At 71.7% G+C, this 26,021-nt stretch carries 24 protein-coding genes and 1 pseudogene; 5 read left to right on the top strand and 20 right to left on the bottom strand.

Annotated features, from left to right (window positions below; all coding sequences use genetic code 11):
- Positions 1 to 3: 3 nt before the first annotated feature.
- The 8 genes and pseudogenes from era to AMK21_RS02345 form a co-directional block, all read right to left on the bottom strand.
- A complete protein-coding gene (gene era / locus AMK21_RS02380) occupies positions 4 to 978 on the bottom strand; it encodes a GTPase Era (RefSeq protein WP_374196151.1) in 975 nt (324 codons plus the stop codon).
- Positions 979 to 1,063: 85 nt separating this feature from the next.
- The gene (locus AMK21_RS02375; protein ID WP_199863088.1) at positions 1,064 to 1,426 is read right to left on the bottom strand and encodes a cytidine deaminase; all 363 of its coding nucleotides are present in this window, start codon (positions 1,424 to 1,426) and stop codon (positions 1,064 to 1,066) included.
- A gap of 38 nt (positions 1,427 to 1,464) precedes the next feature.
- Positions 1,465 to 1,632 (bottom strand): annotated as a pseudogene (locus tag AMK21_RS02370) (XRE family transcriptional regulator); the annotation flags it as partial.
- Between the two features lie 32 nt (positions 1,633 to 1,664).
- On the bottom strand, positions 1,665 to 2,021 hold the full coding sequence (locus AMK21_RS02365) for an MmcQ/YjbR family DNA-binding protein (RefSeq protein WP_073873632.1): 357 nt from the start codon (positions 2,019 to 2,021) through the stop codon (positions 1,665 to 1,667).
- Complete coding sequence (locus tag AMK21_RS02360) at positions 2,018 to 3,313, bottom strand: hemolysin family protein (protein WP_073873630.1); 1,296 nt, start codon at positions 3,311 to 3,313, stop codon at positions 2,018 to 2,020. Before AMK21_RS02360 ends, AMK21_RS02365 begins: the two co-directional genes overlap by 4 nt.
- Entirely contained in the window at positions 3,310 to 3,807 is a 498-nt protein-coding gene (gene ybeY / locus AMK21_RS02355; protein WP_073873628.1) for an rRNA maturation RNase YbeY, read from the bottom strand. Before ybeY ends, AMK21_RS02360 begins: the two co-directional genes overlap by 4 nt.
- Before the next feature lie 12 nt (positions 3,808 to 3,819).
- The gene (locus tag AMK21_RS02350; RefSeq protein ID WP_073873626.1) at positions 3,820 to 4,884 is read right to left on the bottom strand and encodes a PhoH family protein; all 1,065 of its coding nucleotides are present in this window, start codon (positions 4,882 to 4,884) and stop codon (positions 3,820 to 3,822) included.
- Between the two features lie 141 nt (positions 4,885 to 5,025).
- Positions 5,026 to 6,159 carry a carbohydrate kinase family protein gene (locus AMK21_RS02345; protein WP_073873624.1) on the bottom strand — a complete coding sequence of 378 codons (1,134 nt, stop codon included), beginning with the start codon at positions 6,157 to 6,159 and terminating at the stop codon, positions 5,026 to 5,028.
- 430 nt (positions 6,160 to 6,589) lie between these two features.
- On the opposite strand from AMK21_RS02345, the gene AMK21_RS02340 reads away from it, so the two are divergent.
- Positions 6,590 to 7,939 carry an MFS transporter gene (locus AMK21_RS02340; protein ID WP_073873623.1) on the top strand — a complete coding sequence of 450 codons (1,350 nt, stop codon included), beginning with the start codon at positions 6,590 to 6,592 and terminating at the stop codon, positions 7,937 to 7,939.
- Here the strand turns inward: AMK21_RS02340 and AMK21_RS02335 are convergent.
- From AMK21_RS02335 to hrcA, 7 genes are all read right to left on the bottom strand, one after another.
- Positions 7,903 to 8,895: an adenosine deaminase gene (locus AMK21_RS02335; RefSeq protein ID WP_073874229.1), complete on the bottom strand. Its 993-nt coding sequence runs from the start codon at positions 8,893 to 8,895 to the stop codon at positions 7,903 to 7,905. The two genes, AMK21_RS02340 and AMK21_RS02335, sit on opposite strands and share 37 nt — an antisense overlap.
- Before the next feature lie 44 nt (positions 8,896 to 8,939).
- Entirely contained in the window at positions 8,940 to 9,857 is a 918-nt protein-coding gene (locus AMK21_RS02330; RefSeq protein WP_073873621.1) for a ribonuclease Z, read from the bottom strand.
- Between the two features lie 26 nt (positions 9,858 to 9,883).
- Positions 9,884 to 10,243: a histidine triad nucleotide-binding protein gene (locus AMK21_RS02325; RefSeq protein WP_073873619.1), complete on the bottom strand. Its 360-nt coding sequence runs from the start codon at positions 10,241 to 10,243 to the stop codon at positions 9,884 to 9,886.
- Between the two features lie 81 nt (positions 10,244 to 10,324).
- Positions 10,325 to 11,071, bottom strand: coding sequence for a 16S rRNA (uracil(1498)-N(3))-methyltransferase (locus tag AMK21_RS02320; protein ID WP_073873617.1), 747 nt, complete (start codon positions 11,069 to 11,071; stop codon positions 10,325 to 10,327).
- On the bottom strand, positions 11,068 to 12,141 hold the full coding sequence (locus AMK21_RS02315) for a nitronate monooxygenase (RefSeq protein ID WP_073873615.1): 1,074 nt from the start codon (positions 12,139 to 12,141) through the stop codon (positions 11,068 to 11,070). The genes AMK21_RS02320 and AMK21_RS02315 overlap by 4 nt, the downstream gene beginning before the upstream one ends.
- Positions 12,142 to 12,273: 132 nt before the next feature.
- Positions 12,274 to 13,413: a molecular chaperone DnaJ gene (gene dnaJ, locus AMK21_RS02310; protein ID WP_073873613.1), complete on the bottom strand. Its 1,140-nt coding sequence runs from the start codon at positions 13,411 to 13,413 to the stop codon at positions 12,274 to 12,276.
- Positions 13,414 to 14,430, bottom strand: coding sequence for a heat-inducible transcriptional repressor HrcA (gene hrcA / locus AMK21_RS02305; protein ID WP_073873611.1), 1,017 nt, complete (start codon positions 14,428 to 14,430; stop codon positions 13,414 to 13,416). It abuts the gene before it with no gap.
- A gap of 177 nt (positions 14,431 to 14,607) precedes the next feature.
- Between hrcA and AMK21_RS02300 the strand changes: the two genes are divergently transcribed.
- Positions 14,608 to 15,339, top strand: a complete 732-nt coding sequence (locus AMK21_RS02300; RefSeq protein ID WP_073873609.1) for an MBL fold metallo-hydrolase — start codon at positions 14,608 to 14,610, stop codon at positions 15,337 to 15,339.
- 89 nt (positions 15,340 to 15,428) lie between these two features.
- The gene (locus AMK21_RS02295) at positions 15,429 to 16,250 is read left to right on the top strand and encodes a DUF3097 domain-containing protein (protein ID WP_073873607.1); all 822 of its coding nucleotides are present in this window, start codon (positions 15,429 to 15,431) and stop codon (positions 16,248 to 16,250) included.
- A gap of 18 nt (positions 16,251 to 16,268) precedes the next feature.
- Here the strand turns inward: AMK21_RS02295 and hemW are convergent, their stop codons facing one another.
- From hemW to lepA, 4 genes are all read right to left on the bottom strand, one after another.
- Positions 16,269 to 17,510 carry a radical SAM family heme chaperone HemW gene (hemW, locus tag AMK21_RS02290; protein WP_073873605.1) on the bottom strand — a complete coding sequence of 414 codons (1,242 nt, stop codon included), beginning with the start codon at positions 17,508 to 17,510 and terminating at the stop codon, positions 16,269 to 16,271.
- A 22-nt stretch (positions 17,511 to 17,532) separates the two neighbouring features.
- The gene (locus AMK21_RS02285; RefSeq protein WP_073873603.1) at positions 17,533 to 19,497 is read right to left on the bottom strand and encodes an ATP-binding SpoIIE family protein phosphatase; all 1,965 of its coding nucleotides are present in this window, start codon (positions 19,495 to 19,497) and stop codon (positions 17,533 to 17,535) included.
- Positions 19,498 to 19,767: 270 nt separating this feature from the next.
- Positions 19,768 to 21,657 (bottom strand): AMP-dependent synthetase/ligase, encoded by a 1,890-nt coding sequence (locus AMK21_RS02280; RefSeq protein WP_073873601.1) that lies wholly within the window; start codon positions 21,655 to 21,657, stop codon positions 19,768 to 19,770.
- Between the two features lie 293 nt (positions 21,658 to 21,950).
- A complete protein-coding gene (lepA, locus tag AMK21_RS02275) occupies positions 21,951 to 23,825 on the bottom strand; it encodes a translation elongation factor 4 (protein WP_073873599.1) in 1,875 nt (624 codons plus the stop codon).
- A gap of 228 nt (positions 23,826 to 24,053) precedes the next feature.
- On the opposite strand from lepA, the gene rpsT reads away from it, so the two are divergent.
- Positions 24,054 to 24,320 carry a 30S ribosomal protein S20 gene (rpsT, locus tag AMK21_RS02270; protein ID WP_018961227.1) on the top strand — a complete coding sequence of 89 codons (267 nt, stop codon included), beginning with the start codon at positions 24,054 to 24,056 and terminating at the stop codon, positions 24,318 to 24,320.
- 275 nt (positions 24,321 to 24,595) lie between these two features.
- Here rpsT and holA read toward each other — a convergent pair whose 3' ends face one another.
- Entirely contained in the window at positions 24,596 to 25,582 is a 987-nt protein-coding gene (gene holA / locus AMK21_RS02265) for a DNA polymerase III subunit delta (RefSeq protein ID WP_073873597.1), read from the bottom strand.
- An 83-nt stretch (positions 25,583 to 25,665) separates the two neighbouring features.
- On the opposite strand from holA, the gene AMK21_RS02260 reads away from it, so the two are divergent.
- Positions 25,666 to 25,911: a hypothetical protein gene (locus tag AMK21_RS02260; protein WP_234421803.1), complete on the top strand. Its 246-nt coding sequence runs from the start codon at positions 25,666 to 25,668 to the stop codon at positions 25,909 to 25,911.
- Positions 25,912 to 26,021 lie beyond the last annotated feature (110 nt).

Raw genomic sequence — 26,021 nt, 5'->3', positions numbered from 1 at the left:
TCTCTAGAAGCCGAGCTTCCGCAGCTGCTTCGGGTCGCGCTGCCAGTCCTTGGCGACCTTCACATGCAGGTCGAGGAAGACGGGCGTGCCGAGCAGCGCCTCGATGTGCTTGCGCGACTTCGTGCCGACTTCCTTCAAACGCTTGCCCTTCGGGCCGATGATGATGCCCTTCTGGCTGGGGCGCTCGATGTAGACGTTGGCGTGGATGTCCAGCAGCGGCTTGTCCGCCGGACGGTCCGTGCGCGGCAGCATCTCCTCGACCACGACGGCGATGGAGTGCGGCAGCTCGTCGCGTACGCCCTCCAGCGCGGCCTCGCGGATCAGCTCCGCGACCATGACCATCTCCGGCTCGTCGGTCAGGTCGCCCTCCGGGTAGAGCGGCGGGCTCTCGGGGAGCAGCGGGGCGATGAGGTCGGCGAGCAGGCTGACCTGCTGGTCCTTGACCGCCGAGACCGGGATGATCTCGGCCCACTCGAAGCCCAGCTCATCCGCGAGCGCGGAGACGGCGAGCAGCTGCTCGGCCAGCGCCTTCGACTCGACCAGGTCGGTCTTGGTGATGATGGCGATCTTGGGGGTCTTCTTGATCCCCGCGAGCTCCTTGACGATGTACTTGTCGCCCGGACCCAGCTTCTGGTCGGCGGGCAGGCAGAAGCCGATGACGTCGACCTCGGCCCAGGTGGTGCGCACCACGTCGTTCAGCCGCTCGCCGAGGAGCGTGCGCGGCTTGTGGAGGCCGGGGGTGTCGACCAGGATCAGCTGGGCGTCGTCGCGGTGCACGATGCCGCGCACGGTGTGCCGGGTGGTCTGGGGGCGGTTGGAGGTGATCGCCACCTTCTGACCGACCAGAGCGTTCGTCAGGGTGGACTTGCCGGCGTTGGGGCGGCCCACGAAGCAGGCGAAGCCGGCCCGGTGGGGGGAGGTGGTCTCCGCTTGCGGGGCAGCGGATTCTTGGTTCGGGCGAGCGCTCATGGCGACCATTCTCCCCGATCGCGGCGGCGCTCCCGTACAGCGGTCCGCCCCGGCGGGCCGGAGGGCCCCGGACGGAGCCGCCGCCGGGGGCCCGTCAGCCCGCCGTGACCCGCAGCCGCAGGGTGCCGTCCGGACCCGCGAGCAGCACCGGCGTCCGGGGTCCGCCCAGGTCACGTACGGCGGCGCGGTCCTCGTCGGCGGGGGTCTCGGCGGCGGAGACGACGGCGGCGGCCTCCAGCGAGGTGGCGCCGCTGGCGACGGCCATGGCGACGGCGGTCCGCAGGGCGCTCAGCTTCAGCGACTCCAGCGCCACGGTGCCCGCCACATACGTGCGTCCCGTCTCGTCGCGTACGGCGGCGCCCTCGGCCACTCCGTTGCGGGCGCGGGCGCTGCGCGCCAGGGTGACGATCTTGCGGTCCTCGGCGTCGAGGTCGGCGGCGTTGGTGATGTCGGTCATGGCACGAGCATACGAAGCGGCCCCCGGCCCCGCGCAGGTCACCCCGGCACCGGGTACATCGAGCCGCGCCGCCCCTCGGGCGAGGCCAGCCACTGGAACCGGGCCTCGGTCCCGGTGTCCGGCAGCGGGGTGTGGAGCACGTTCGCGAGGTCCGGCCGGGCGGGCACCCGCAGCTGGGCGGCCTCCGGGAACAGGCGGCCGGGGAGGCGCGCGCCGGGGGTGCTGGCGACGCCAACCCCTAAGGCCGGTCCAGCTTCAGCCGCTCCGCCTTCGGGAGGCCGGCGACCACCAGGTCGTAGGAGTCCTCGATCAGCTCGCGCAGCAGCTTGTCCGGCACGCCGGAGACGGTCACCGTGTTCCAGTGGCGCTTGTTCATGTGCCAGCCGGGCACGACGGCCGACGGGTGCTCCTCGCGGAGCCGGACCGCCTCGTCCGGGTCGCACTTGAGGTTGACCGTCAGCGGCCGGGCGTACAGCGTGGTGAGCGCGAACATCTTGCCGAGCACCTTGAAGACCGAGGTCTGGGGGCCGAACGGGAACTCCTCCACGCTCGCGTTGAACTCCAGGCAGAAGGCGCGCAGCCGCTCTGGCGTCATACCGTCTCCGTCTCGGCTTCCTTCTCCTGGGGCTCCACCAGGACCGTGACGATCTTGTTCCGACGGCCGGCCGGGGACTCGGCGGTGAGCCGGAGCCGACGGCTGTCGGGCAGGTCGACGACGGCCGACGCACCGGCGATCGGGACCCGGCCGAGCGCCTTGGCGAGCAGTCCGCCGACGGTCTCCACGTCCTCGTCGTCGTACTCGTCGAGTCCGAAGAGGTCGCCGAGGTCCCCGATGTCGAGGCGTGCGGTCACCCGGTAGCAGCCGTTCTCCAGCTCCTGGACGGGCGGCAGTTCGCGGTCGTACTCGTCGGTGATCTCGCCGACGATCTCCTCCAGGATGTCCTCGATCGTGACGATGCCCGCCGTGCCGCCGTACTCGTCGATGACGACGGCGACATGGCTGCGGTCGCGCTGCATCTCGCGCAGCAGGTCCCCGGCGTTCTTGGTGTCGGGGACGAAGGCGGCGGGGCGCATCGCGGTGGAGACGGGGTCGGCCTCGGACTCGCGGTTGATGTGGGTCTTGCGGACGAGGTCCTTGAGGTAGACGATCCCCACGATGTCGTCCTCGTTCTCACCGGTGACCGGGATCCGGGAGAAGCCGGAGCGCAGGGCGAGGGTGAGGGCCTGGCGGACCGTCTTGTAGCGCTCGATGGAGACCAGGTCGGTGCGGGGCACCATCACCTCGCGCACCAGGGTGTCGCCCAGCTCGAAGACCGAGTGCACCATGCGGCGCTCGTCGTCCTCGATGAGCGACTCCGCCTCGGCGAGGTCGACCATGGCGCGCAGCTCGGCCTCGCTGGCGAACGGCCCCTTGCGGAACCCCTTGCCCGGGGTGAACGCGTTGCCGATGAGGATCAGCAGTTGCGGGATCGGGCCCATGATCCGGGCCAGCGGCAGCAGCACGTACGCCGAGGCCGTCGCCGTGTTCAGCGGGTGCTGGCGGCCGATGGTGCGCGGGGAGACCCCGATGGCGACATAGCTGACGAGGACCATCACGCCCATCGCGAAGGCGAGCGCCTCCCAGGTCTCCGGGAACTTCTGGAGACAGACATAGGTGACGAGCACCGCGGCCGACATCTCGCAGGCGACCCGCACCAGCAGGGCCACGTTGAGATAGCGCACGGGGTCGGCGGCGACCTGCGCCAGCTTCGCGCTGCCGCGCCGCCCGGCCCGGACCGCCTCGTCCGCCCGGAAACTCGACGTACGGGCGATGCCCGCCTCGGCGCAGGCGGCCAGCCAGCCGACGACGACCAGCAGGACGGCTCCGGTGATCAGGGGGGCGATCACGAGACGGTGGGGGCCGGGGACGCGCCGGTGAGCCCGCGCTCACCGCGCCAGCCGTCCACGATCGCGGCCTGGAGGCCGAACATCTCGGCCTTCTCCTCGGGCACCTCGTGGTCGTACCCCAGCAGGTGCAGCACTCCGTGGACGGTCAGGAGCTGGAGCTCCTCGTCCATGGAGTGCTGCGTCGGTGCCTCTTCGCCCTGCCTCTTCGCGACCTCCGGGCAGAGCACGATGTCACCGAGGAGTCCCTGCGGGGGCTCCTCGTCGTCCTTGGCCGGCGGACGGAGCTCGTCCATCGGGAAGGACATGACGTCGGTCGGACCGGGAAGGTCCATCCACTGGATGTGCAACTGCTCCATGGCGTCGGTGTCCACCACGATCACCGAGAGCTCGGACAGCGGGTGGATCCGCATCCGGGCCAGTGCGTAGCGGGCGATGTCGAGGATCGCCTGCTCGTCGACCTCGGTTCCGGATTCGTTGTTGACGTCGATCGACATGGTGCGCTGCGACTACTTCCCTTTACGGCGGTCGCGTCGGCCGTCTTCCCGGCCGTCCGCCTGACCGTCCTGCTGACCGTTTCGGCTGTCGTACTTCTCGTACGCGTCGACGATACGGCCGACGAGCTTGTGCCGGACGACATCCTGGGAGGTGAGGCGCGAGAAGTGCACGTCGTCCAGGCCCTCCAGGATGTCCTGGACCTGGCGCAGCCCGCTCTTGGTGCCGCTCGGCAGGTCGACCTGGGTGATGTCACCGGTGATGACGATCTTGGAGTCGAAGCCGAGGCGGGTGAGGAACATCTTCATCTGCTCGGCGCTGGTGTTCTGCGCCTCGTCGAGGATGATGAACGCGTCATTCAAAGTTCTACCCCGCATGTACGCCAGCGGCGCCACCTCGATCGTGCCCGCCGCCATCAGGCGAGGGATCGAGTCGGGGTCGAGCATGTCGTGCAGCGCGTCGTAGAGCGGGCGCAGATACGGGTCGATCTTGTCGAAGAGCGTGCCGGGGAGGAAGCCGAGCCGCTCCCCCGCCTCGACCGCGGGGCGGGTCAGGATGATGCGGCTGACCTGCTTGGCCTGGAGCGCCTGGACCGCCTTGGCCATGGCCAGGTAGGTCTTGCCGGTGCCGGCGGGGCCGATCCCGAAGACGATCGTGTGCTGGTCGATCGCGTCGACGTACCGCTTCTGGTTGAGCGTCTTGGGGCGGATGGTGCGGCCGCGGTTGGAGAGGATGTTCTGGGTGAGCACCTCGGCGGGTGTCTCGCCCTGGGGGTCTCCCTCGCCGGTGCCGGCCGCCCTGAGCATGGCGATCGACCGTTCCACTGCGTCCTCCGTCATCGGCGCTCCGGTGCGGAGCACGAGCATCATCTCGTCGAACAGGCGCTGGATGAGGGCGACGTCGGCCGCCTCGCCCGTGGCGCTGATCTCGTTGCCCCGGACATGGATGTCGGCCGCCGGGAAGGCCTCTTCGATCACGCGCAACAGCGAGTCACCCGATCCGAGGAGCATCACCATGGGGTGAGCGGCCGGGATCCGGATCTGGGCACGCGCCTGCGGCTGTGTGGGTGTCTGAGTCATGGGCCGGCCCTCGGGCCTGCGCATACCTCCCGTTGCAGGGTTCTCGCTGCTCGACAACCTCTGGATCACCAAGCCTACGACTTGGCGGTGACAACGCGGAGTCCTTTTACCGGCCGCGTGTACGAGGAGGCCGCTGCCCGCTCACTGCCGGAAGCCGATCGTGGGGACCGCGCGCCGCAGCGGCCAGGCACGGGCCGTGGCGGGGAGCAGCTCCTCCAGGAACGCGTACCGCTCCAGGGCGGTGGGGTGCTGGCTCTCGCAGGTCCGGATCCGCTGCCACCAGGCGGCGATCTCGGCCCAGCCGGGTGCGGAGAGCGAGCCGCCGAACTCCTGGACCGAGAGGGCGGCGGTCAGCCCGGCGAAGGCGAGGCGGTCGGCGAGCGGCCAGTCGGCGAGGGTGCCGGTGACGAATCCGGCCACGAAGACGTCCCCGGCGCCGGTCGGGTCGAGGGCCTCCACCTCGATGGCTGGCACCTGGGCGGCGGCGCCGGTGCGGCCGTCGACGGCGTACGCGCCCTCGGCGCCCAGGGTGACCACGGCGAGCGGGACGCGTTCCGCGAGCGCGTGGGCGGCGGCGCGCGGACAGTCGGTGCGGGTGTAGCGCATCGCCTCCTCGGCGTTGGGCAGGAACGCCTCGCAGTGCGCCAGGTCGGGCAGCGCGTCCAGGTCCCAGCGGCCGGACTCGTCCCAGCCGACGTCGGCGAAGATCAGGGCGCCGTGCCGGGCGGCCGCGGCCACCCAGGGTTCGCCGCGGCCCGGGACGAGCGAGGCGATCGCGGCGCGGGCGCGCGGGGGGCACTGGGGGAACGCCGGGTTCGGGTCGGTGGTGGCCTGGTCGGTGGTGGCCTGCCCCGGAACGGCCGAAGGGGCCGGGGCCTCGTGGCCGTGGGAGACCATCGTGCGCTCGCCCTCGTACGCCATCGAGACCGTGACCGGGGAGTGCCAGCCGGGAACGGTGCGCGACATCGACAGGTCGATGCCCTCGCCCTGTTCGAGGGCGTCCCAGCAGTACTCGCCGTAGTGGTCGTCGCCGAAGGCGGCGGCCAGCGAGGTGCGCAGGCCGAGCCGGGCGAGCGCGGTGGCCATGTTGGCGACGCCGCCGGGGCTGGAGCCCATGCCGCGGGCCCAGGACTCGGTGCCGCGCACGGGGGCGCTGTCGAGGCCGGTGAAGATGATGTCGAGGAAGACCGTGCCCGTCAGGAAGACGTCGCAGGCGGGGTCCTGCGGGGCGCGCAGCGCCAGCAGCGGGTCGATTCCTGAAGTGTCGGTGCTCACCGTGCGCTCCCCGGCCGTGCGGCAGATCTGGACAGTGTGAGATCTGGCCAGTCTGCCCGATTCGAGGTCAGGGGCGGGGCCTCCCCCGCCGATGACGGCAGGTCCGGCCTGCCACCCTGACCTGCATAAACATGCGCTGTTACCCGACTTCCGAGCGCATAAACGCATACGTGACCCAGATCACGGCGAGGCGACTTTCGGGCGGCCGGGAGCGCTTGATACAAATTGCCCCGCGAGCACCTTCGGGGACGTTGTCCGACGAGAGCCGCACTTCCGCTCATCTCGCCGTACATCCCCGTATCTCCGCGCACCTCGCCTTACCCGCCCGCATTTCCGCATTCCCCCGCTTGTTCCGCGCTGCCCTTCTCGGGCGCGCCCCGCGTTGCCTCCCCCTCCCCCTGCCTGCTCAGGCATGTCTTCAGGAACGCCCATGTCCTCGCGCCGCGCCGCGTGGCCGCTGGTCGCCGTCTTCACCGCCGGCTACCTCGCCTCCTATCTGCTCCCCACCATCGTCGGCCGCCTCAGCGTCCATCTCGGGCTGACTCCCGCGCAGTCGGGCCTGGTCGGCAGTGCTCTGCTGCTGAGCTCGGCGAGTGCCGGATTCACCCTGGCGGGCCGGGTCGAGCGGTACGGGTCCCGGACCCCGGCCCGTGTCGGCCTGGTCCTGGCCGCCGTGGGGTACGGCTGCGCGGCGCTGGCCGGGTCCGTACCGCTCGTGGTGGCCTCCGTGCTGGTCGGCGGCTTCGGCTCGGGGGCGGCGACGGCGGTCGCGGCGGCCGGGATCGCCGCGCAGCGCGACCCGCACCGAACGTCCTCGCTCGGCCTGCTCACCGTTTCGGCGACCGCGGGCGCCCTCTACCTGACGATCCCGCACCTCGGCGGCGGCCACCGGCTCCCCTTCGCCGCGATCGCCCTGGTAGCCCTGCTCGTCTGGCCCGCGACCACCCGGCTGAACGGCCCCACGGCCCCGGAGGAGTCCGCCTCCCGGATCACCGGCCGCCTGCCGCACCGGCGGTCCGGTCTCGTCCTGGCAGGCGGCATGCTCGTCTGGTCCATGGCGCAGAACGCGCTGTGGGGCGTCAGCAGCCGCATCGGCGTGGTCCAGGCGGGGCTGACCGAGGTGACCGTCGGCGCGGTGTTCGCCGCCGCCCTCGGCGCGGGTCTGCTGGGCGTCATGGGCGCCGGGGTGCTGGGCGCCCGGGTGGGCCGGGCGGTGCCGATCGGGCTGGGGACCGTGGTCATCGCGGGGAGCATCGTGGTCAGCTCCTCGGCCCGGGACCTCGGGTCGTTCGCGACCGGCGAGATCCTCTGGAACACCGTCTACCCGGTGGTCCTCTCCTACCTGATCGGCCTGGCCGCCTCCCTGGACGTACGCGGCCGCTGGGCGGTCCTGGCGGGCTCCGCCTCCTCCGTGGGCGTGGCGTGCGGCCCGCTGCTGGGCAGCGTGCTCTCCGAGAAGGCCGGCTATCCGGCGATGGGGCTGGTCCTCGGCGCGGCCACGCTCCTGGTCGCCGCACCGATGACCGCCGTCGCGCTGCACACCGGTGGGCGTCCGCTGGTGCCCGGCTCGGTCCGCCGCCGTGGTGGCGCCCCGGCCGCGCTGCTGGCCGCCACCACCGGCAGCCTGTCCGGTGCCGTGCCGAAGCTCGGCTCACCGGAGCAGGCCGTCACCGAACTCCGCGTACGGCGCAGGCGGCTGGTGCGCAGCGCGATCCGGACGGCCGGTCCGGACGGCGGGCCCGGTCAGTCGAACGCGTACGCCTCGACCTCGGACAGGTAGCGCGCCCTGCGCTCCTCGTCGTGGTCGAGGAAGGCCGCCTCGAAGGAGTTGCGGGCCAGGGTGCGCAGCTGCTCCGGGTCCAGGGCGAGCGCGTCCCGTACGGCGTCGAAGTTGTCGCCCGCGTACCCGCCGAAGTAGGCGGGGTCGTCGGAGTTGACCGTGCAGAGGAGCCCCGCGGCCATCATCTCCGGCAGCGGGTGGTCCTTGAGCGTGTCGACCGTGCGCAGCGTCACGTTGGAGAGCGGGCAGAGGGTGAGCGGCACCCGGTCCGCGACCAGCCGCGCCACCAGCTCCGGGTCCTCCATGCACCGCAGCCCGTGGTCGACGCGCTCGACTCCGAGGACGTCCAGGGCCTCGCGGATGTAGGACGGCGGCCCCTCCTCCCCCGCGTGGGCCACCTTGCGCAGCCCGAGCGCGGTGGCCGTCTCGTACACCTCCTGGAACTTGGCGGGCGGGTGGCCGACCTCGGCGGAGTCCAGGCCGACGGCGCTGATCCGGTGCAGGTAGGGGCGGGCCGCGTCCAGGGTGCCGAGGGCGGCTTCGGCGGAGAGGTCGCGGAGAAAGCACAGGATGAGCTGGGTGGAGACGCCGTGGGTCTCCTCGCTGCGCTCCAGCGCCCGGCTGAGCCCCTCGATGACCGTGCCGATGGGGACGCCGCGGGCGGTGTGGGCCTGCGGGTCGAAGAAGATCTCGGCGTGCCGGACGCCCTGGGCGGCGGCGCGGGCCAGGTAGGCGTCGGCGAGTTCGGTGAAGTCCTCCTCCGTCCGCAGCACGGCCATCAGCGCGTAGTAGAGGTCCAGGAAGGACTGGAGATCCTCGAACTGGTAGGCCCTGCGCAGCTCTTCGGTGGTGGCGTACGGCAGGGTCACCCCGTTGCGTTCCGCGAGGGCGAAGGCGAGCTCGGGTTCGAGGGTGCCTTCGATGTGGAGGTGGAGTTCTGCCTTGGGGAGGTGCACGGTGTCTCGCAAACGGTGGTGCGGTTGTCTCGGATGGCGGTGCTTCAGTGATGCTGGTGCCGGGGAGGCAGCGGTACCCGGATCAGGTCCTGTGCGACGGTGAGTTCGGCGTCGAACCCGGCGGCGCGCGCCTGGGTCTCGAAGAGTCCGGGGTCGCTGTAGCGCTGCGAGAAGTGGGTCAGCACCAGGTGGCGTACGCCGGACTCCTTCGCCACCCGGGCGGCCTGTCCTGCGGTGAGGTGGCCGTGGTCGGCGGCGAGCTTCTCGTCCTCGTCGAGGAAGGTCGACTCGATGACGAGCATGTCACACCCCTCGGCGAGCACGTACACCCCGTCGCAGAGCCGGGTGTCCATGACGAACGCGAACCGCTGCCCGCGCCGGTGCTCGGAGACCTGCTCCAGCGTCACGCCGCCGAGGGCACCCTCACGCTGGAGACGGCCGACGTCCGGGCCGCTGATGCCGTGCTCCTCGAGCAGGGCTGGCAGCATGCGGCGGGAGTCGGGCTCGGTGAGGCGGTAGCCGTACGACTCGACGGGGTGCGAGAGCTTGTGGCTGTCCAGCGTGTACGAGGCCGTGGTGGCGAGGACCCCGCCGGTTCCGGCGACCGGGGTCTCCGTCAGCCGGACGGTCTCGCGGTAGGCGGTGGCGTACCGCAGCCGGTCGAAGAAGTGCTGCCCGCTCGCCGGGTAGTGCGCGGTGACGGGGTGCGGGACCTGGTCCAGGTTGATGCGCTGGATCACCCCGGCGAGCCCGAGGGAGTGGTCGCCGTGGAAGTGGGTGACGCAGATCCGGTCGATGTCGTGCGCGGCGACCCCGGCCCGCAGCATCTGGCGCTGGGTGCCCTCGCCGGGATCGAAGAGGATGCCCTCGCCGTCCCAGCGCAGCAGATAGCCGTTGTGGTTGCGGTGCCGGGTGGGGACCTGGCTGGCGGTGCCGAGCACCACCAGCTCGCGTACGGACATGGGGAGAGGCTCCTACGAGGCGGGCGTTATCCGGGGGGCCACTGGAGGCCGCGGCCTCCCAGGACGTGGGCGTGCGCGTGGAAGACGGTCTGGCCGGCGCCGGAGCCGGTGTTGAGGATGATCCGGTAGCCGGTGCCGTCCACCTTCTCGTCGGTGGCGACCGCTCCGGCCTCGCGGAGCACGTCGGCGGCGATCTGCGGTTCGGCGGCGGCGAGCGAGGCGGCGTCCGGGTAGTGGACCTTGGGGATGACCAGGACGTGGGTCGGGGCCTGCGGGTTGATGTCACGGAAGGCGACGGTCGTGTCGCTCTCGCGGACGATGGTCGCCGGGATGTCTCCCGAGGCGATCTTGCAGAACAGGCAGTCGGTCTGCGGCTCTCCCGCCATGGCGCCGGGCCTCCTCGTTCGCTGGTGATCAATGAGGTGATCGGTACAGGGGCATGCTATCCCCGGCCCGTCGGCCCCCGTTCATCCCCAGCGGCCGGTGCGTCCGAGGAGCAGTGCGGTCGCCGCCGTCCCCGCCGTGGACGTACGCAGCACGCTGCGGCCCAGCCGGTAGGGGCGCGCGCCCGCCTCGGCGAAGGAGGCCAGTTCCTGCGGGGAGACGCCGCCCTCGGGGCCGACGACGAGCACGATCGTGCCGGTGGCGGGGAGTTCGGCGGTGGCGAGGGGGGTGCTGTCGTGGTCGCGGTCCTCGTGCAGGACCCCGGCGAAGTCGGCACCGGCCAGCAGGGCGGCGACCTGCTTGGTCGTCATGGCCTCGGACACGTCGGGGAAGCGCACCCGGCGGGACTGCTTGCCCGCCTCCCGTGCCGTACTGCGCCATTTCGTCAGGGCCTTGGCTCCTCGCTCGCCCTTCCACTGGGTGATGCAGCGGGCGGCCTGCCAGGGCACGATCGCGTCGACGCCGGTCTCGGTCATGGTCTCGACGGCCAGTTCACCCCGGTCGCCCTTGGGGAGCGCCTGGACGACGGTGATCCGGGGCGCGGGCTCCGGCTCCTCGTGCACATTCTCGATACCGGTGACAGTCAGCCGGTCCTTGCCCTCGGCCGCCCGGACAACGCCCTGCGCCCAGTGGCCGAGCCCGTCGGTGAGGACGACGCCCTCCCCCGGCTCCAGCCGCTTGACCGAGACGGCGTGCCGTCCCTCGGGGCCGTCCAGGACGAACTCCGGCCCGGTGGGCATCCGTTCGACGACGAAGACCGGTGCGGTCACCGGGGGCTCCTCATGCTCAGGGCCGCCCGGGCGGCCTCCAGTTCGGCGGCAAGCAGTTCGATCAGCTCGCCGACGGGCAGTTCGCGGGCCATCCGGTGGCCCTGCCCGGCCCACAGGGCCATGCCCTGGGCGTCCCCGGCCTTGGCGGCGGCCTGGCGCAGCCCGGTGGTCAGGTAGTGGACCTGGGGGTAGGCGGCGGGGGCGTACGGGCCGTGTTCGCGGACGAACCGGTTGACCAGGCCGCGTGCGGGCCGCCCGGAGAAGGCGCGGGTCAGCGCGGTGCGGACGAAGAGCGGGTTGGTCAGGGCCTGCTTGTGGATCAGGTGGGCGCCGGACTCGGGGCAGGCCAGGAAGGCGGTGCCGAGCTGGGCGGCGTCGGCGCCCGCGGCGAGGACGGCGGCGATCTGCGAGCCGCGCATCAGTCCGCCCGCGGCGATGAGCGGGATCCGCACGGTCTCGCGGACCTGGGTGACCAGGGTGAGCAGCCCGGTGCCGATGTGGTCGGCCTGCGGGTCGTCGCGGTGGGTGGACTGGTGGCCGCCCGCCTCGACGCCCTGGACGCAGACGGCGTCGGCGCCCGCCCACTGGGCCACCTGGGCCTCCTCGGCGGAGGTGACCGTCACGATGGTGTACGTCCCCGCCTTGGAGAAGGCGTCCAGCGTGTCGCGGGTGGGACAGCCGAAGGTGAAGGAGACCGCCGGAACGGGGTCCTCCAGCAGGATGGCGACCTTCGCCTCGTACCCGTCGTCGCCGCTGCTGTCGGGGTCGCCGAGCGGGGTCTCGTACCAGGCGGCCTCACCGGCCAGCTGGTGGCGGTAGACCTCGACGGCGCTGGGGTCGGCGAGCGCGGGCTGCGGCATGAAGAGGTTGACGCCGAACGGGCCGCCGGTGAGCCGGCGCAGCTGTTTGATCTCGTTGTACATGCCGTCCGCCGTCTTGTACCCGGCGGCGAGGAACCCGAGCCCGCCCGCGTCGGCGACGGCCGCGGCGAGCTGGGCTCCGGAAGCGCCGCCCGCCATGGGGGCCTGCACGATCGGATACCGGCAGAGATCGGTCAACGCGGAGGACATGACCGCATCGTGCCATGTCCGCCGCACAGGGCCGAATCAGCCAGCGAGTGACCTGACCGGTTCTCCCGCCGAACACCGCACCGCCCACCGGTCGGTGACCGGTGGGCGGTGCGGTGAAAGGCGGAAAGCGCTTCAGCGGCCGTTGAAGGCGTCCTTCAGCCGGGAGAAGAGCCCCTGCTGACCTGGCTGAAACTGGCCCAAGGGCCGCTCCTCGCCGCGCAGCTTGGAGAACTCCCGCAGGAGCCGCTCCTGTTCCGCGTCGAGCTTGGAGGGGGTCGTCACCTCGACGTGCACGATGAGGTCGCCCCGGCCACCGCCGCGCAGGTGGGTGATGCCCCGCCCGTGCAGCGGTACGGACTGGCCGGACTGGGTGCCGGGCCGGATGTCGATCTCCTCGACGCCGTCCAGGGTCTCCAACGGACACTTGGTGCCAAGGGCGGCCGCGGTCATCGGGATGGTGACCGTGCAGTGCAGGTCGTCGCCGCGCCGCTGGAAGACGGAGTGCGGCAGCTCGTGGATCTCGACGTACAGGTCGCCGGGCGGGCCGCCGCCGGGGCCGACCTCGCCCTCACCGGCGAGCTGGATGCGGGTGCCGTTGTCGACGCCCGCGGGGATCTTGACGGTGAGCGTGCGGCGCGAGCGGACGCGGCCGTCACCGGCGCACTCCGGGCACGGCGACGGCACCACCGTACCGAAGCCCTGGCACTGCGGGCAGGGCCGCGAGGTCATGACCTGGCCCAGGAAGGACCGGGTGACCTGCGAGACCTCGCCGCGGCCGCGGCACATGTCGCAGGTCTGGGCGGAGGTGCCGGGGGCCGCGCCCTCGCCGCTACAGGTGTTGCAGACGACCGCCGTGTCGACCTGGATGTCCTTGGTGGTGCCGAAGGCCGCCTCGGCGAGGTCGATCTCCAGCCGGATCATGGCGTCCTGGCCGCGCCGGGTGCGCGAGCGGGGCCCGCGCTGCGAGGCCGTTCCGAAGAACGCGTCCATGATGTCGGAGAAGTTGCCGAAGCCGCCGGCTCCGAAACCGCCCGCGCCGCCGCCCCCGCCGTTGGCGGAGAGCGGGTCGCCGCCGAGGTCGTAGACCTGCTTCTTCTGCGGGTCCGAGAGCACCTCGTAAGCGGCGTTGATCTCCTTGAACCGCTCCTGGGTCTTCGGATCCGGGTTGACATCCGGGTGCAGCTCGCGTGCGAGCCGACGGAATGCCTTCTTGATCTCGTCCTGAGATGCGTCGCGGCGCACGCCGAGTACGGCGTAGTAGTCCGTGGCCACTTACGACTCCGCCAGGATCTGTCCGACGTAACGTGCCACTGCGCGTACCGCTCCCATCGTTCCGGGGTAGTCCATGCGGGTCGGTCCGACCACGCCGAGTTTGGCGACTGCCTCGTCGCCCGAACCGTAGCCGACCGCGACGACGGACGTGGACGTGAGGCCCTCGTGGGCGTTCTCGTGCCCGATCCGTACGGTCATGGCTGAGTCCGTGGCCTCACCGAGCAGCTTCAGCAGGACGACCTGCTCCTCCAGTGCTTCCAGCACCGGCCGGATCATCACAGGGAAGTCGTGCCCGAAGCGGGTGAGGTTGGAGGTGCCGCCGATCATCAGCCGCTCCTCCGTCTCCTCGACCAGGGTTTCGAGGAGGGTGGAAAGGACCGTGGAAACCGTTCCGCGGTCCTCGCTGTCGAAGGATTCCGGCAGCTCCCGCACCAACCGCGGGACATCCGCGAAGCGGCGTCCGACGACCCGGCTGTTGAGCCGGGCCCGCAGATCCGCGAGCGTTGCCTCGCCGAAGGGCGCGGGGCAGTCGATCATACGCTGTTCGACCCGGCCGGTGTCCGTGATCAGGACGAGCATCAGCCGGGCGGGGGCCAGCGAGAGCAGCTCCACGTGCCGCACCGTCGAGCGGGTCAGCGAGGGGTACTGCACGACCGCGACCTGCCGGGTCAGCTGCGCGAGCAGCCGCACGGTCCGGCCGACCACGTCGTCGAGGTCGACCGCGCCGTCGAGGAAGTTCTGGATGGCCCGGCGCTCGGGCGAGGAGAGCGGCTTGACCCCGGCGAGCTTGTCGACGAAGAGGCGGTACCCCTTGTCGGTGGGGATGCGCCCCGCGCTCGTGTGCGGCTGCGCGATGAAGCCCTCGTCCTCCAGCACCGCCATGTCGTTGCGAACGGTGGCCGGGGAGACCCCCAGCTGGTGCCGCTCCGTGAGCGCCTTGGAGCCGACGGGCTCCTCGGTGCCGACATAGTCCTGGACGATGGCGCGCAGCACCTCGAGTCTGCGTTCGCTGAGCATGGCGCACACCTCCAGCTGTCGTTCTCCGGTGTCTGACTCCGGTATCCGTCTGGCACTCGGTGCATACGAGTGCCAGCTACCCACCGGTCAGTGTACGGGGGTGAGGTGGGGCGGGGGCAAGGGCGACCGGCCACGCCGCCGCCGAGCGGTGCGGGACGTTGCCGATAGCGTCGCCCCATGGACGTCTCATGGGAAGACTTCGGCTGGGAGCGGTTGGGCCACGGCATCGGGCGGCGGCGCCTGCCCGGCTGGGATGCCACGGCCGCGCTGGTGGCCGGGGCCGACGGTGTGCTGCTGTACGACACCGGCTCGACCCTGCGCGAGGGCGTGGAGCTGCGCGGGCAGGCCGAGGCGCTGCTCGGCCGGAGGGTGACGCATATCGCACTGAGCCACCCGCACTTCGATCATGTGCTGGGGACGGCGGCGTTCGCCGGGGCGCAGGTGTACGGAGCGGTGGGCATCACCGCGCTGCTGAAGCGCTCGGCGGACGAGCTGGGCGCCTCGGCCGTGCACCACGGCCTCCCGGAGGAGGAGGCGCACCGGTCGGTGGACACGCTGGTGGTGCCGCACCACGAGGTGACCGGCGAGTGGACCCTCGACCTGGGCGGCGGCCGTCAGGTGCTGCTGGCCAACGTGGGCCCGGGCCACAGCGGCCACGACCTCGCGGTGCTGGTCCCGGGCACGGAAGGCGAGCTGCCGGTGGTGCTCTGCGGGGACCTGGTGGAGGAGTCGGGCGAACCGCAGGCGGGCCGGGACGCGATCCCCTCGCGCTGGCCCGCGGCCCTGGACCGGCTCCTCGAGCTGGGCGGCGAGGGCGCGGTGTACGTACCGGGGCACGGGGCGGCGGTGGACGCGGCGTTCGTCCGGGCGCAGCGGGCGGCGCTGGCGGAGCGGTTCGGGGTGGGGTGAGGGTTCCGGGGGGGACGGTTCTCAGCGCGGGTGACGGTTCTCGGGCGGAGTGACGATCTTCGGGGCGGGGTGAGGATTATCGTCGGCGCATGCGCAGCTATCAGCCGGACCTGACCCCGCCGTGGAAGAGGTCCGCCCCCGTGCCCGAGGTCCCCGCCGAACCCGATCTGGTCGTGGAGGAGGTCGCCACCGGCTTCTGCGGGGCGGTGATCCGCTGCGAGAAGACCGCCCAGGGGCCGACGGTGACCCTGGAGGACCGTTTCGGCAAGCACCGGGTCTTCCCGATGGAGCCGCGCGCCTTCCTGCTGGAGGGCAAGGTCGTCACGCTGGTGCGCCCGGGGCCCGGCGGTCCGGTGCGCCCCTCGCGCACGGCCTCCGGTTCGGTGGCGGTGCCCGGCGCGCGGGCCCGGGTGGCACGGGCGGGGCGGATCTATGTGGAGGGCCGGCACGACGCGGAGCTGGTGGAGCGGGTCTGGGGCGACGACCTGCGCATCGAGGGCGTGGTCGTGGAGTACCTGGAGGGCATCGACGACCTCCCGGCCATCGTGGGCGAGTTCTCCCCGGGGCCGGACGCCCGGCTCGGGGTGCTGGTGGATCACCTGGTGACCGGCTCCAAGGAGTCCCGGATCGCGGCACAGGTCTCGGACCCGCATGTGCTGGTGGTGGGCCACCCGTACATCGACGTGTGGGAGGCGGTGAAGCCGTCGTCGGTGGGGATCGAGGCGTGGCCGGTGGTGCCGCGCGGCCAGGACTGGAAGACGGGGGTGTGCCGGGCGCTTGGGTGGCCGGAGAACACCGGTGCGGCCTGGCAGCACATCCTGTCCAAGGTCCGCAGCTACAGGGACCTTGAGCCGCAACTGCTGGGGAGGGTCGAGGAGCTGATCGACTTCGTGACCGCCGTCCCGGACTGATCGCCAGAGGCCCGGCCCTCAGTCCACCAGGTCCCGCACCACCGCGTCGGCCAGGAGCCGCCCGCGCAGGGTGAGGACCGCACGGCCCTCCTCGTACGGAACCGGCTCGAGCAGCCCGTCGGCGAGGGCGCGGCGGGAGGCGGCCAGGCCGTCGGGTTTCAGCAGGGAGAGCGGGCAGCCCTCGCGGAGCCGGAGCTCCAGCAGGATGCGCTCCACCCGGCGGTCCTCCTCGGCGAGGACCTCCCGGCCGGCGCCCGGTGAGCGGCCCTCAAAGAGCGCCTGGGCGTACGCGCCCGGGTGCTTCACGTTCCACCAGCGGACGCCACCGACGTGGCTGTGGGCGCCGGGGCCCGCGCCCCACCAGTCGGCGCCGCGCCAGTACAGCTCGTTGTGGAGGCAGCGGCCGGCCTCGGTGGTGGCCCAGTTGGAGACCTCGTACCAGTCGAATCCGGCGGCGGCGAAGGCCTCGTCCGCGATCAGGTAGCGGTCGGCGTGCGCGTCGTCGTCGGTCATGGGGATCTCGCCGCGCCGGATGCGGCGGGCGAGCTGGGTGCCCTCCTCGACGATCAGGGCGTACGCGGAGATGTGGTCGGGGCCCGCGCCGATCGCCGCGTCGAGGGTGGCCCGCCAGTCGTCGTCGGACTCGCCGGGGGTGCCGTAGATCAGGTCGAGGTTGACGTGGTCGAAGCCCGCCGCCCGGGCCTCGGCGACACAGGCCTCGGGGCGGCCGGGGGTGTGCGTGCGGTCCAGGATCTTCAGGACGTGCTGCTTGGCGCTCTGCATGCCGAAGGAGACCCGGTTGAAGCCGCCGTCGCGCAGGGCGGAGAGGTAGGCCGGGTCGATGGACTCGGGGTTCGCCTCGGTGGTGATCTCCGCGTCCTCCGCGAGCCCGAACTCCTCCCTGATCGACGCCAGCATCCGTACGAGGTCGGCTGCGGGAAGGAGCGTGGGGGTGCCGCCGCCGACGAAGACCGTACGGACCGGGCGCGGGTCGTCGCCGAGGACCTTGCGGGCCTGGCGAACCTCCTCGATCAGGTGAGCGGCGTAGTTGTCGCGGGAGGCCAGGGCGCCGCCGGAGCCGCGCAGCTCGGTGGCGGTGTAGGTGTTGAAGTCGCAGTAACCGCAGCGGGTGGCGCAGTACGGGACGTGCAGGTAGAAGCCGAGCGGGCGGTCGGCTGCGCCTTCCAGGGCATGGCGGGGCAGCGCCCCGTCGTCGGGCACGGGCTCACCATCGGGCAGTACGGAAGGCATACCGACCATTGTCCCTCGCCCTTGAGGTACTTCAGTCCGCGTGCAGCACCAGCAGGGCCACGTCGTCGTCCGGCGGCTGCTCGGCGAACTCGTGGACCGCTCGTCTGATCCGCTCGGCCGTCGCCTCGGCGGGCAGCCCGGCACACCCGGCGAGGACCCGGGCCAGCCCGTCCCCGTCGTCGAACATCAGCGGCCCCGAGCGCCGCTCGGTCACCCCGTCCGTGACGCAGAGCAGGGTGTCCCCGGGCGCGAGATCGAAGACCTGGCTCTCGTACGCCACGTCCTCCACCACCCCCAGCAGGACCTGCGGCTCGGCCGCCGGGCGCACGGAGGCGTCGGGGCGCAGCAGCAGCGGCAGCGGGTGGCCCGCGCTGGCCACCGTGCAGCGGACGCCGCCGCCGGGGAGCGGCACGACCTCGCCGTACAGCAGGGAGAGGAAGCGGGACTGCGAGCCGTCGTGGAGCTGCCGGCCCCCGGCGGCGGCGACCATCAGGGCGGCGGCCTCGGCGGCCTCCATAGCGTCGTCCAGGAGCAGCCGGTTGAGCCGGTCCAGGACCTCGCCGACGCCGAAGCCCTCGCGGGAGAGCAGGCGGAGCCAGGGGCGGGCGAGGCCGGTGACGACGGCGGCCTCGGGGCCGCTGCCCTGGACGTCGCCGAGGACGAAGCACCAGCGGTCGCCGGGGCACGGGAAGATGTCGTAGAAGTCACCTCCCACGACGCCGTCGTCGCTCGGTTCGTATACGAGCGCGCTGGTGACGCCGGGGATCTCCGCGACCTTGCTGGGGAGCAGGCCGCGCTGGAGGATCCGGCTGATGGTGGCCTGCCGGGTGTAGGCGCGGGCGGCGCCGACGGCGAGGCCGAGACGGCGTACGAAGTCCTCGACGAGCGACGCGACGGCCTCGGGCACCTGGGCGACGCCCTCCCTGCCGACGAGCACGGTGCCGAGCGCCCGGCCGCCGGCAGTGATCCGGAAGGCGAGGGCGGCGCCGTCGCGGGCGCCGGGCGGCGGAGCCTCGTCCGCGGGTGGGGCCGGCCAGGGCACGGGGACGGGCACGGGCACGGGCACGGGGCCGGAGCCGACGTCGGGCGGGAGGCGGAGGGGCTCCCGCTCCAGGGCGGTGCGCAGGGGTTCCGTACCGGTCTCGTCGCTGTGCCAGACCCGGGCGAGCCGGGGCGCGGCCCCCGGTCCCCCGCCCTCGGCCTCCAGCCAGATCGCGCACCAGTCGGCCAGGCGGGGCACCAGCAACTGGCCCGCTATGGCGGCCACCAGGTCCTCGTCGAGCTGCCCGGCGAGCAGGTCGGACGCCTCGGCGAGGAAGGCGGGGGCGCCCCGGCTGTCCCAGACCGCGTCGTCGCGTTCGGTGCGCCGGGCGGCGGGGGCGAGGATCTCGGCGGCGCGCAGGCCGCGCCGGACGGAGTCCTGGTCGGGCGGGGCCGGCGGGCCGCTCCAGTCGTCGACGGGGAGGCGGGCCCAGACGGTCTTGAGACCGGTGCGATAGGTGATGCCCCAGGACTCGGCGAGGGTGGCGACGAGCTGGAGGCCCCGGCCGTACTCGGCGGGGTCGGGGAGGTCGCCCGCGACCGTACCGCCGGGTTCGAGGTCCGCCCCCTCAGGGCCGTCGCCGCTCACCGGGCGGGCCGGGTGGTGGTCGGTGACCTCCAGGACGAGGGCGGCCGAGGGCTCGTCGCCGCCCTCCTCCTCCAGCCGGAGGACCAGGTCGACCGTGGTCCCGGCGTGCACGACGGCGTTGGTGACCAGCTCGTTGGTGACGGTCACGGCGTCGTCGGCGAGCCGGTCGCTGAAGCCCACGGCGGCGGGCACCCCGAGCCCGGTCCACTCCGCGAGGGCCGCCCGCACGAACCGGCGGGCGGCGGACGGGGCGAGCGGTATGCCGGGCAGGCTGGTGCGGCCGGCCAGGCGCGGGCCGTGCGCGTACCCGGCACGGGCGGTGCCGGGGCGCTGCACAATGTCCCGCTGCAAGGGGATGGGTGCCACGGTGCGGCTCCTACGGGTCCGACGACTCCGACAGAGTGACAGACCGGACGCGCCCATAAGCACCGAGTTACCGAAGTGGGCAGGAAATCGAGCAGGTTCGAACTCAAGGCTTCGGGGAACGCAACGGGACGTGCCCAGCGGTCGGGGCACGACTGAGCGCTCGCAGGATGCGCGCGTGGAGGACGCTGAGTCACAGCGGGGCGGCCGGACACCCCCCGTGTCCGGCCGCCCCGCCCGCGTACGCCGGCTCCTCGGGAGCGGCGGCTCGCGTTACGCCTCGCGCGATCCCGCGTACATCTCGTCGATCAGACCCTGGTACTCCCGCTCGACGACCGGCCGCTTCAGCTTGAGGCTCGGGGTGAGCTCGCCGTGCTCCACGTCCAGGTCGCGCGGCAGGAGGCGGAACTTCTTGATGGTCTGCCAGCGCTGGAGGCCCTCGTTGAGGCGCTGTACGTACCCGTCGATGAGCTCGACGGTCTGCGGGGCGGCGACCACGTCCGCGTACTCCTTGCCCTCCAGGCCGTTCTCGGCGGCCCAGCTCAGGATGGTGGGGCCGTCGAGGGCGATGAGCGCGGTGCAGAAGTTACGGTCCGCGCCGTGCACCAGGATGTTGGAGACGAACGGGCAGACCGCCTTGAACTGGCCCTCGACCTCGGCCGGGGCGACGTACTTGCCGCCCGACGTCTTGATCAGGTCCTTCTTGCGGTCGGTGATGCGCAGGTAGCCGTCGGCCGACAGCTCGCCGATGTCACCGGTGTGGAACCAGCCGTCCGACTCCAGGACCTCGTCGGTCTTCTCGGGCAGCTTGTGGTAGCCCTCCATGACGCCGGGGCCGCGCATCAGGATCTCGCCGTCGTCCGCGATGCGCACCTCGGTGCCGGGGAGCGGCTTGCCGACGGTGCCGGTGCGGTAGGCCTCGCCCGGGTTGACGAAGGAGGCGGCGCTGGTCTCGGTGAGTCCGTAGCCCTCCAGGATGTGCACCCCGGCCCCCGCGAAGAAGAAGCCGATGTCGGGGGCGAGGGCGGCGGAGCCGGAGACGCAGGCGCGCAGCCGGCCGCCGAAAGCGTCGCGGATCTTGGAGAAGACGAGCGCGTCGGCGACCTTGTGCTTGGCGCCGAGCACGAAGGGCACGGAGGCCTTGCCGGTCCGGCGGAAGTTGTCCTGGGAGACCTTGGCGTACTCGCGGGCCACCCCGGCCGCCCACTGGAAGATCTTGTACTTGGCGCCGCCGCCGGCACGGGCCTTGGAGGCGACCCCGTTGTAGACCTTCTCGAAGATCCGGGGGACGGCGGCCATGTAGGTCGGCTGGACCACCGGCAGGTTCTCGATGATCTTGTCGATGCGGCCGTCGATCGCGGTGACGTGGCCGACCTCGATCTGGCCCGAGGTGAGGACCTTGCCGAAGACGTGGGCGAGCGGCAGCCAGAGGTACTGCACGTCCTCGGCGGTGATCAGGCCGGTCGCCACGGTGGCCTTGGCCATGTACGACCAGTTGTCGTGCGGCAGCCGTACGCCCTTGGGGCGGCCGGTGGTGCCGGAGGTGTAGATGAGGGTGGCGAGCTGGTCGGCCGTGATGGCGGAGACCCGGTCGGTGACCGCGTCCGGGGTCTTGGCGAGTAGCTCGTTGCCCCGGGCCTCCAGGTCGTCGAGGGTGATGATCCAGCCCTCGGGGTCGCCCTCGGCGGGATCGACGCCGGCCGGGTCGATGACGACGACATGGGCGAGGTCGGGCAGCTCGGTGCGGCGCTCACGGGCCTTGGCCAGCTGCTCGGCGTCCTCCGCGATGAGGATGCGGCTCTCGGAGTCGGCCAGGATGAAGGCGGACTCCTCGGCGTTCGTCGAGGGGTAGACCGTGGTGGTCGCGGCGCCCGCGCACATCACGCCGAGGTCGATGAGGACCCACTCGACCCGGGTGGCGGAGGAGAGGGCGACCCGCTCCTCGGGCTGCACGCCGAGCGCGATCAGCCCGGCGGCGATCGCGTAGACCCGCTTCGCGGCCTGTCCCCAGCTCAGCGACTTCCAGTCGTCGGGACCCTCGCCCGAGGCTGACGGCACCGGATAGCGGTACGCCTCCCCGTCCGGGGTCGCCGCCACGCGGTCGATGAAGAGGGCCGCCACGGAGGGCGGCCGGTTATCGATCAAGGTCTGTGTGTCGCTCACGGCGTCCTCCGGGCCTGCGGCATTGCTACGACCGGCTTCTTTGATACTGCGACTACTGCTGCTGTCCTGCCGCGCAACCTGCTTGTTCGGCTTGTTTAACTGGCGAGTAACCAACGATGCGTGATCAGAGTAGAGCGCACTCGTCCGCCACGTAAGAGGCAACGGGCCGCCGCTTTCATAACGAAAGGGCCCTCACATCGCACGTTACTGCGGTATGAGGGCCCTTCTGACCGTTCGTCGCCCAGGGGGCGGCGCGGGTTGGGACCGAGGCGCCCCAGGAGGCCGGGGCGGGGCTACTTCTTGCCCTTGCTCTCCCCGGCGGACTCGTCGGTCGACAGCACCGAGATGAAGGCGTCCTGCGGAACCTCCACGTTGCCGACCATCTTCATCCGCTTCTTGCCCTCCTTCTGCTTCTCCAGCAGCTTCCGCTTACGGGAGATGTCACCGCCGTAGCACTTGGCGAGGACGTCCTTGCGGATGGCGCGGACCGTCTCACGGGCGATGACCCGGGCGCCGATGGCCGCCTGGATCGGCACCTCGAAGTTCTGCCGCGGGATGAGCTTCTGCAGCTTGGCGACGAGCCGGACGCCGTACGCGTACGCCTTGTCCTTGTGGGTGACCGCGGAGAACGCGTCCACCTTGTCGCCGTGGAGCAGGATGTCGACCTTGACGAGCTGGGCCGACTGCTCGCCGGTGGGCTCGTAGTCGAGGGAGGCGTAACCCCGGGTCTTGGACTTCAGCTGGTCGAAGAAGTCGAAGACGATCTCGGCGAGGGGCAGCGTGTAGCGGATCTCGACGCGGTCCTCGGAGAGGTAGTCCATGCCGAGCAGGGTGCCGCGGCGGTTCTGGCAGAGCTCCATGATCGCGCCGATGAACTCGCTGGGGGCCAGCACCGTGGCGCGGACGACCGGCTCGTGCACCTTGTCGATCTTGCCCTCGGGGAACTCGCTCGGGTTGGTGACGACGTGCTCGCTGCCGTCCTCCATCTCGACCCGGTAGACCACGTTCGGGGCGGTCGCGATCAGGTCGAGGCCGAACTCGCGCTCCAGCCGCTCGCGGACCACGTCCAGGTGGAGCAGGCCGAGGAAGCCGACACGGAAGCCGAAGCCGAGCGCGGCGGAGGTCTCCGGCTCGTAGACCAGGGCGGCGTCGTTGAGCTGGAGCTTGTCCAGCGCCTCGCGCAGGTCCGGGTAGTCCGAGCCGTCCAGCGGGTACAGCCCCGAGAAGACCATCGGCTTCGGGTCCTTGTAACCGCCCAGCGCCTCGGTCGCCCCGTTGTGCAGGGAGGTGATCGTGTCACCGACCTTGGACTGCCGAACGTCCTTCACACCGGTGATGATGTAGCCGACCTCACCCACGCCGATGCCGTCGGCCGGGGTCATCTCCGGGGAGGACACCCCGATCTCCAGCAGCTCGTGGGTGGCGCCGGTCGACATCATGCGGATGCGCTCGCGCTTGTTGAGCTGTCCGTCGATCACACGGACGTACGTCACGACACCGCGGTACGCGTCGTAGACCGAGTCGAAGATCATCGCGCGGGCGGGGGCGTCGGCGACACCGACCGGGGGCGGTACGTCACGGACGACCCGGTCGAGCAGCGCGTCCACGCCGACACCGGTCTTGGCGGAGACCTTGAGCACGTCCTCGGGCTGGCAGCCGATGAGGTTGGCCAGCTCCTCGGAGAACTTCTCCGGCTGCGCGGCGGGCAGGTCGATCTTGTTGAGCACCGGGACGATGGTGAGCTCGTTCTCCATCGCGAGATAGAGGTTGGCGAGCGTCTGGGCCTCGATCCCCTGCGCGGCGTCGACCAGCAGGACCGTGCCCTCGCAGGCCGCGAGCGAACGCGAGACCTCGTAGGTGAAGTCCACGTGGCCCGGGGTGTCGATCATGTTGAGGATGTGGGTGGTACCCGTGTCCTCGCCTGTGTCGGGCGCCCACGGCAGTCGGACCGCCTGGGACTTGATGGTGATGCCGCGCTCGCGCTCGATGTCCATCCGGTCGAGGTACTGAGCACGCATCTGCCGCTGGTCGACCACTCCGGTCAGCTGAAGCATCCGGTCGGCAAGGGTCGACTTGCCGTGGTCGATATGCGCGATGATGCAGAAATTGCGGATCAGCGCCGGGTCGGTACGGCTCGGCTCGGGCACGTTGGAAGGAGTCGCGGGCACGCAGGGTCCTGATTCTTGAGACGCCGAACGCCGTGTCTCGGGTCGATGTCGGGTCGGTCGGATCGTCGGTCGGATCGATACGTAGGCTCCATCGTCCCACGCCTGCGGGACAGCGACCGGTTTGGGCCGGTCGGAGGGTGACTGCTACCGTGGACAGCTGTGCCTCGTGGCTCTCACGAGCGGCGCGGCTCACCTGGAAGATCCAACGAACCTGAAAAGGCTCTATTCGTGGCGAACATCAAGTCCCAGATCAAGCGGAACAAGACCAACGAGAAGGCGCGCCTGCGCAACAAGGCCGTCAAGTCGTCGCTCAAGACCGCGATCCGCAAGGCCCGCGAGGCCGCCGTTGCCGGTGACGTCGAGAAGGCCACCACGGCCGTCCGCGACGCCTCCCGTCAGCTCGACAAGGCTGTCTCGAAGGGTGTCATCCACAAGAACGCCGCCGCCAACAAGAAGTCGGCGCTGGCGTCCAAGGTTGCCGCCCTGCAGGCCTGAGCTTCTTCCCGAAGCTCACTGATGTGACCGCCGGAACGGACTCGACGGGCCCTCTCTCCCGCCCCTGACCGGCACCCCGCGCCGCACACCGAACCTGCGTTCGCCACGCGGGTGCGGCGCACCAAGAGTGTGACCCGGAAGCCCCGGGCGCCGATCTCCCCAGATCAGCGCTTCGGGGCCTCCGTGCGTACAGGGCTTCCCGGCCCGTCCGGCGCTCGAGGACGGAACCGGTCACGACAGGGCCCCGCACCCAGCGCTTGACCGGGAAGGAACGGCTACCGCCCCGACCTCGCGGCCCGCGCCACCGCGACGACGGCCTTCTCCAGGGCGTACTCAGGGTCGTCCCCCCCGCCCTTCACCCCCGCGTCCGCAGCCGCCACGGCCCGCAGGGCCACCGCGACCCCGTCCGGCGTCCACCCCCGCATCTGCTGCCGCACCCGGTCGATCTTCCACGGCGGCATCCCCAGCTCCCGCGCCAGATCAGCCGGCCGCCCGCCCCGCGCGGAGGACAGCTTCCCGATCGCCCGCACCCCCTGGGCCAGCGCACTGGTGATCAGCACGGGCGCGACCCCGGTCGACAGCGACCACCGCAGCGCCTCCAGCGCCTCCGCCGCCCGCCCCTCGACCGCCCGGTCGGCGACGGTGAACGACGACGCCTCCGCCCGCCCCGTGTAGTAGCGCCCGACGACGGCCTCGTCGATCGTCCCCTCGACATCCGCGATCAGCTGCGACACCGCACTGGCTAGCTCCCGCAGATCGCTGCCGATGGAGTCGACCAGCGCCTGGCACGCCTCCGGCGTCGCGGACCGCCCGTGGGTCCGGAACTCCGACCGTACGAAGGAGAGCCGCTCGGCCGGCTTGGTGGTCTTCGGGCACGCGACCTCCCGGGCCCCGGCCTTGCGCGCCGCGTCCAGGAGCCCCTTGCCCTTGGCCCCGCCCGCGTGCAGAAGGACGAGCGTGATCTCCTCGGCCGGCGTCCCGAGATACGCCTTGACGTCCTTGACCGTGTCGGCCGCGAGATCCTGCGCGTTGCGCACGATCACGACCTTGCGCTCGGCGAAGAGCGATGGGCTGGTGAGCTCGGCGAGCGTGCCGGGCTGCAACTGGTCGGACGCCAGATCACGGACATCCGTATCGGCGTCGGCAGCGCGGGCCGCCGCCACCACCTGCTGCACCGCACGGTCCAGGAGGAGGTCCTCCTGGCCCACGGCGAGGGTGAGGGGGGCGAGCGGATCGTCGGTGGAGTTCTTCCTGGTGGCCATCGCGGTCCAGCATCCCATGCCCCACTGACAGCCCGACCGCCCCAGGGCGTGGGCCACGGATGCCCGTACCGGAGAATGACCGGGTGAGCGATGTGAGACATGTGCTGGTGCTGCCCGACCGCGACGCCGCGGAGGAGGTGGCCGGGGAGCTGGCGGACCGTTTCGGGGTCGTCGAGGAGCCCCAGCTCGTACGGGACGCCCTGGCCGGCGAGGACGACGCCGAGGACGCCCAGTGGCTGGTGGTCGTGGAGGACCCGGCCGGTCGCCTGGACCCGGCCGCGCTGGACGAGTTCGCCGCGGAGTACGAGGGGTGGCTGGAGAAGCCGTAGCGCCTGGGGCCCGAACGGGGCGGAAAAACCTAGGTCCGGTGGCCGACGCGCACAGCCCAGGACGGCGGTCGGCGTGACGGCCATGACCTCCCCGGAACCTCCGCACAGCC

The sequence above is a fragment of the Streptomyces sp. CB00316 genome, assembly GCF_001905595.1.
In the GTDB taxonomy this organism is placed as follows: domain Bacteria; phylum Actinomycetota; class Actinomycetes; order Streptomycetales; family Streptomycetaceae; genus Streptomyces.
This window is presented reverse-complemented; position numbering and strand designations above follow the sequence as displayed.

Excerpts from the sequence above, each read along its gene's own strand:
- era (WP_374196151.1), bottom strand. The coding sequence starts at position 978 with ATGGTCGCCATGAGCGCTCGCCCGAACCAAGAATCCGCTGCCCCGCAA.
- AMK21_RS02375 (WP_199863088.1), bottom strand. The coding sequence starts at position 1,426 with ATGACCGACATCACCAACGCCGCCGACCTCGACGCCGAGGACCGCAAG.
- AMK21_RS02365 (WP_073873632.1), bottom strand. The coding sequence starts at position 2,021 with ATGACGCCAGAGCGGCTGCGCGCCTTCTGCCTGGAGTTCAACGCGAGC.
- ybeY (WP_073873628.1), bottom strand. The coding sequence starts at position 3,807 with ATGTCGATCGACGTCAACAACGAATCCGGAACCGAGGTCGACGAGCAG.
- AMK21_RS02350 (WP_073873626.1), bottom strand. The coding sequence starts at position 4,884 with ATGACTCAGACACCCACACAGCCGCAGGCGCGTGCCCAGATCCGGATC.
- AMK21_RS02340 (WP_073873623.1), top strand. The coding sequence starts at position 6,590 with ATGTCCTCGCGCCGCGCCGCGTGGCCGCTGGTCGCCGTCTTCACCGCC.
- AMK21_RS02330 (WP_073873621.1), bottom strand. The coding sequence starts at position 9,857 with ATGTCCGTACGCGAGCTGGTGGTGCTCGGCACCGCCAGCCAGGTCCCC.
- AMK21_RS02325 (WP_073873619.1), bottom strand. The coding sequence starts at position 10,243 with ATGGCGGGAGAGCCGCAGACCGACTGCCTGTTCTGCAAGATCGCCTCG.
- AMK21_RS02315 (WP_073873615.1), bottom strand. The coding sequence starts at position 12,141 with ATGTCCTCCGCGTTGACCGATCTCTGCCGGTATCCGATCGTGCAGGCC.
- hrcA (WP_073873611.1), bottom strand. The coding sequence starts at position 14,430 with ATGCTCAGCGAACGCAGACTCGAGGTGCTGCGCGCCATCGTCCAGGAC.
- AMK21_RS02300 (WP_073873609.1), top strand. The coding sequence starts at position 14,608 with ATGGACGTCTCATGGGAAGACTTCGGCTGGGAGCGGTTGGGCCACGGC.
- AMK21_RS02295 (WP_073873607.1), top strand. The coding sequence starts at position 15,429 with ATGCGCAGCTATCAGCCGGACCTGACCCCGCCGTGGAAGAGGTCCGCC.
- hemW (WP_073873605.1), bottom strand. The coding sequence starts at position 17,510 with ATGGTCGGTATGCCTTCCGTACTGCCCGATGGTGAGCCCGTGCCCGAC.
- holA (WP_073873597.1), bottom strand. The coding sequence starts at position 25,582 with ATGGCCACCAGGAAGAACTCCACCGACGATCCGCTCGCCCCCCTCACC.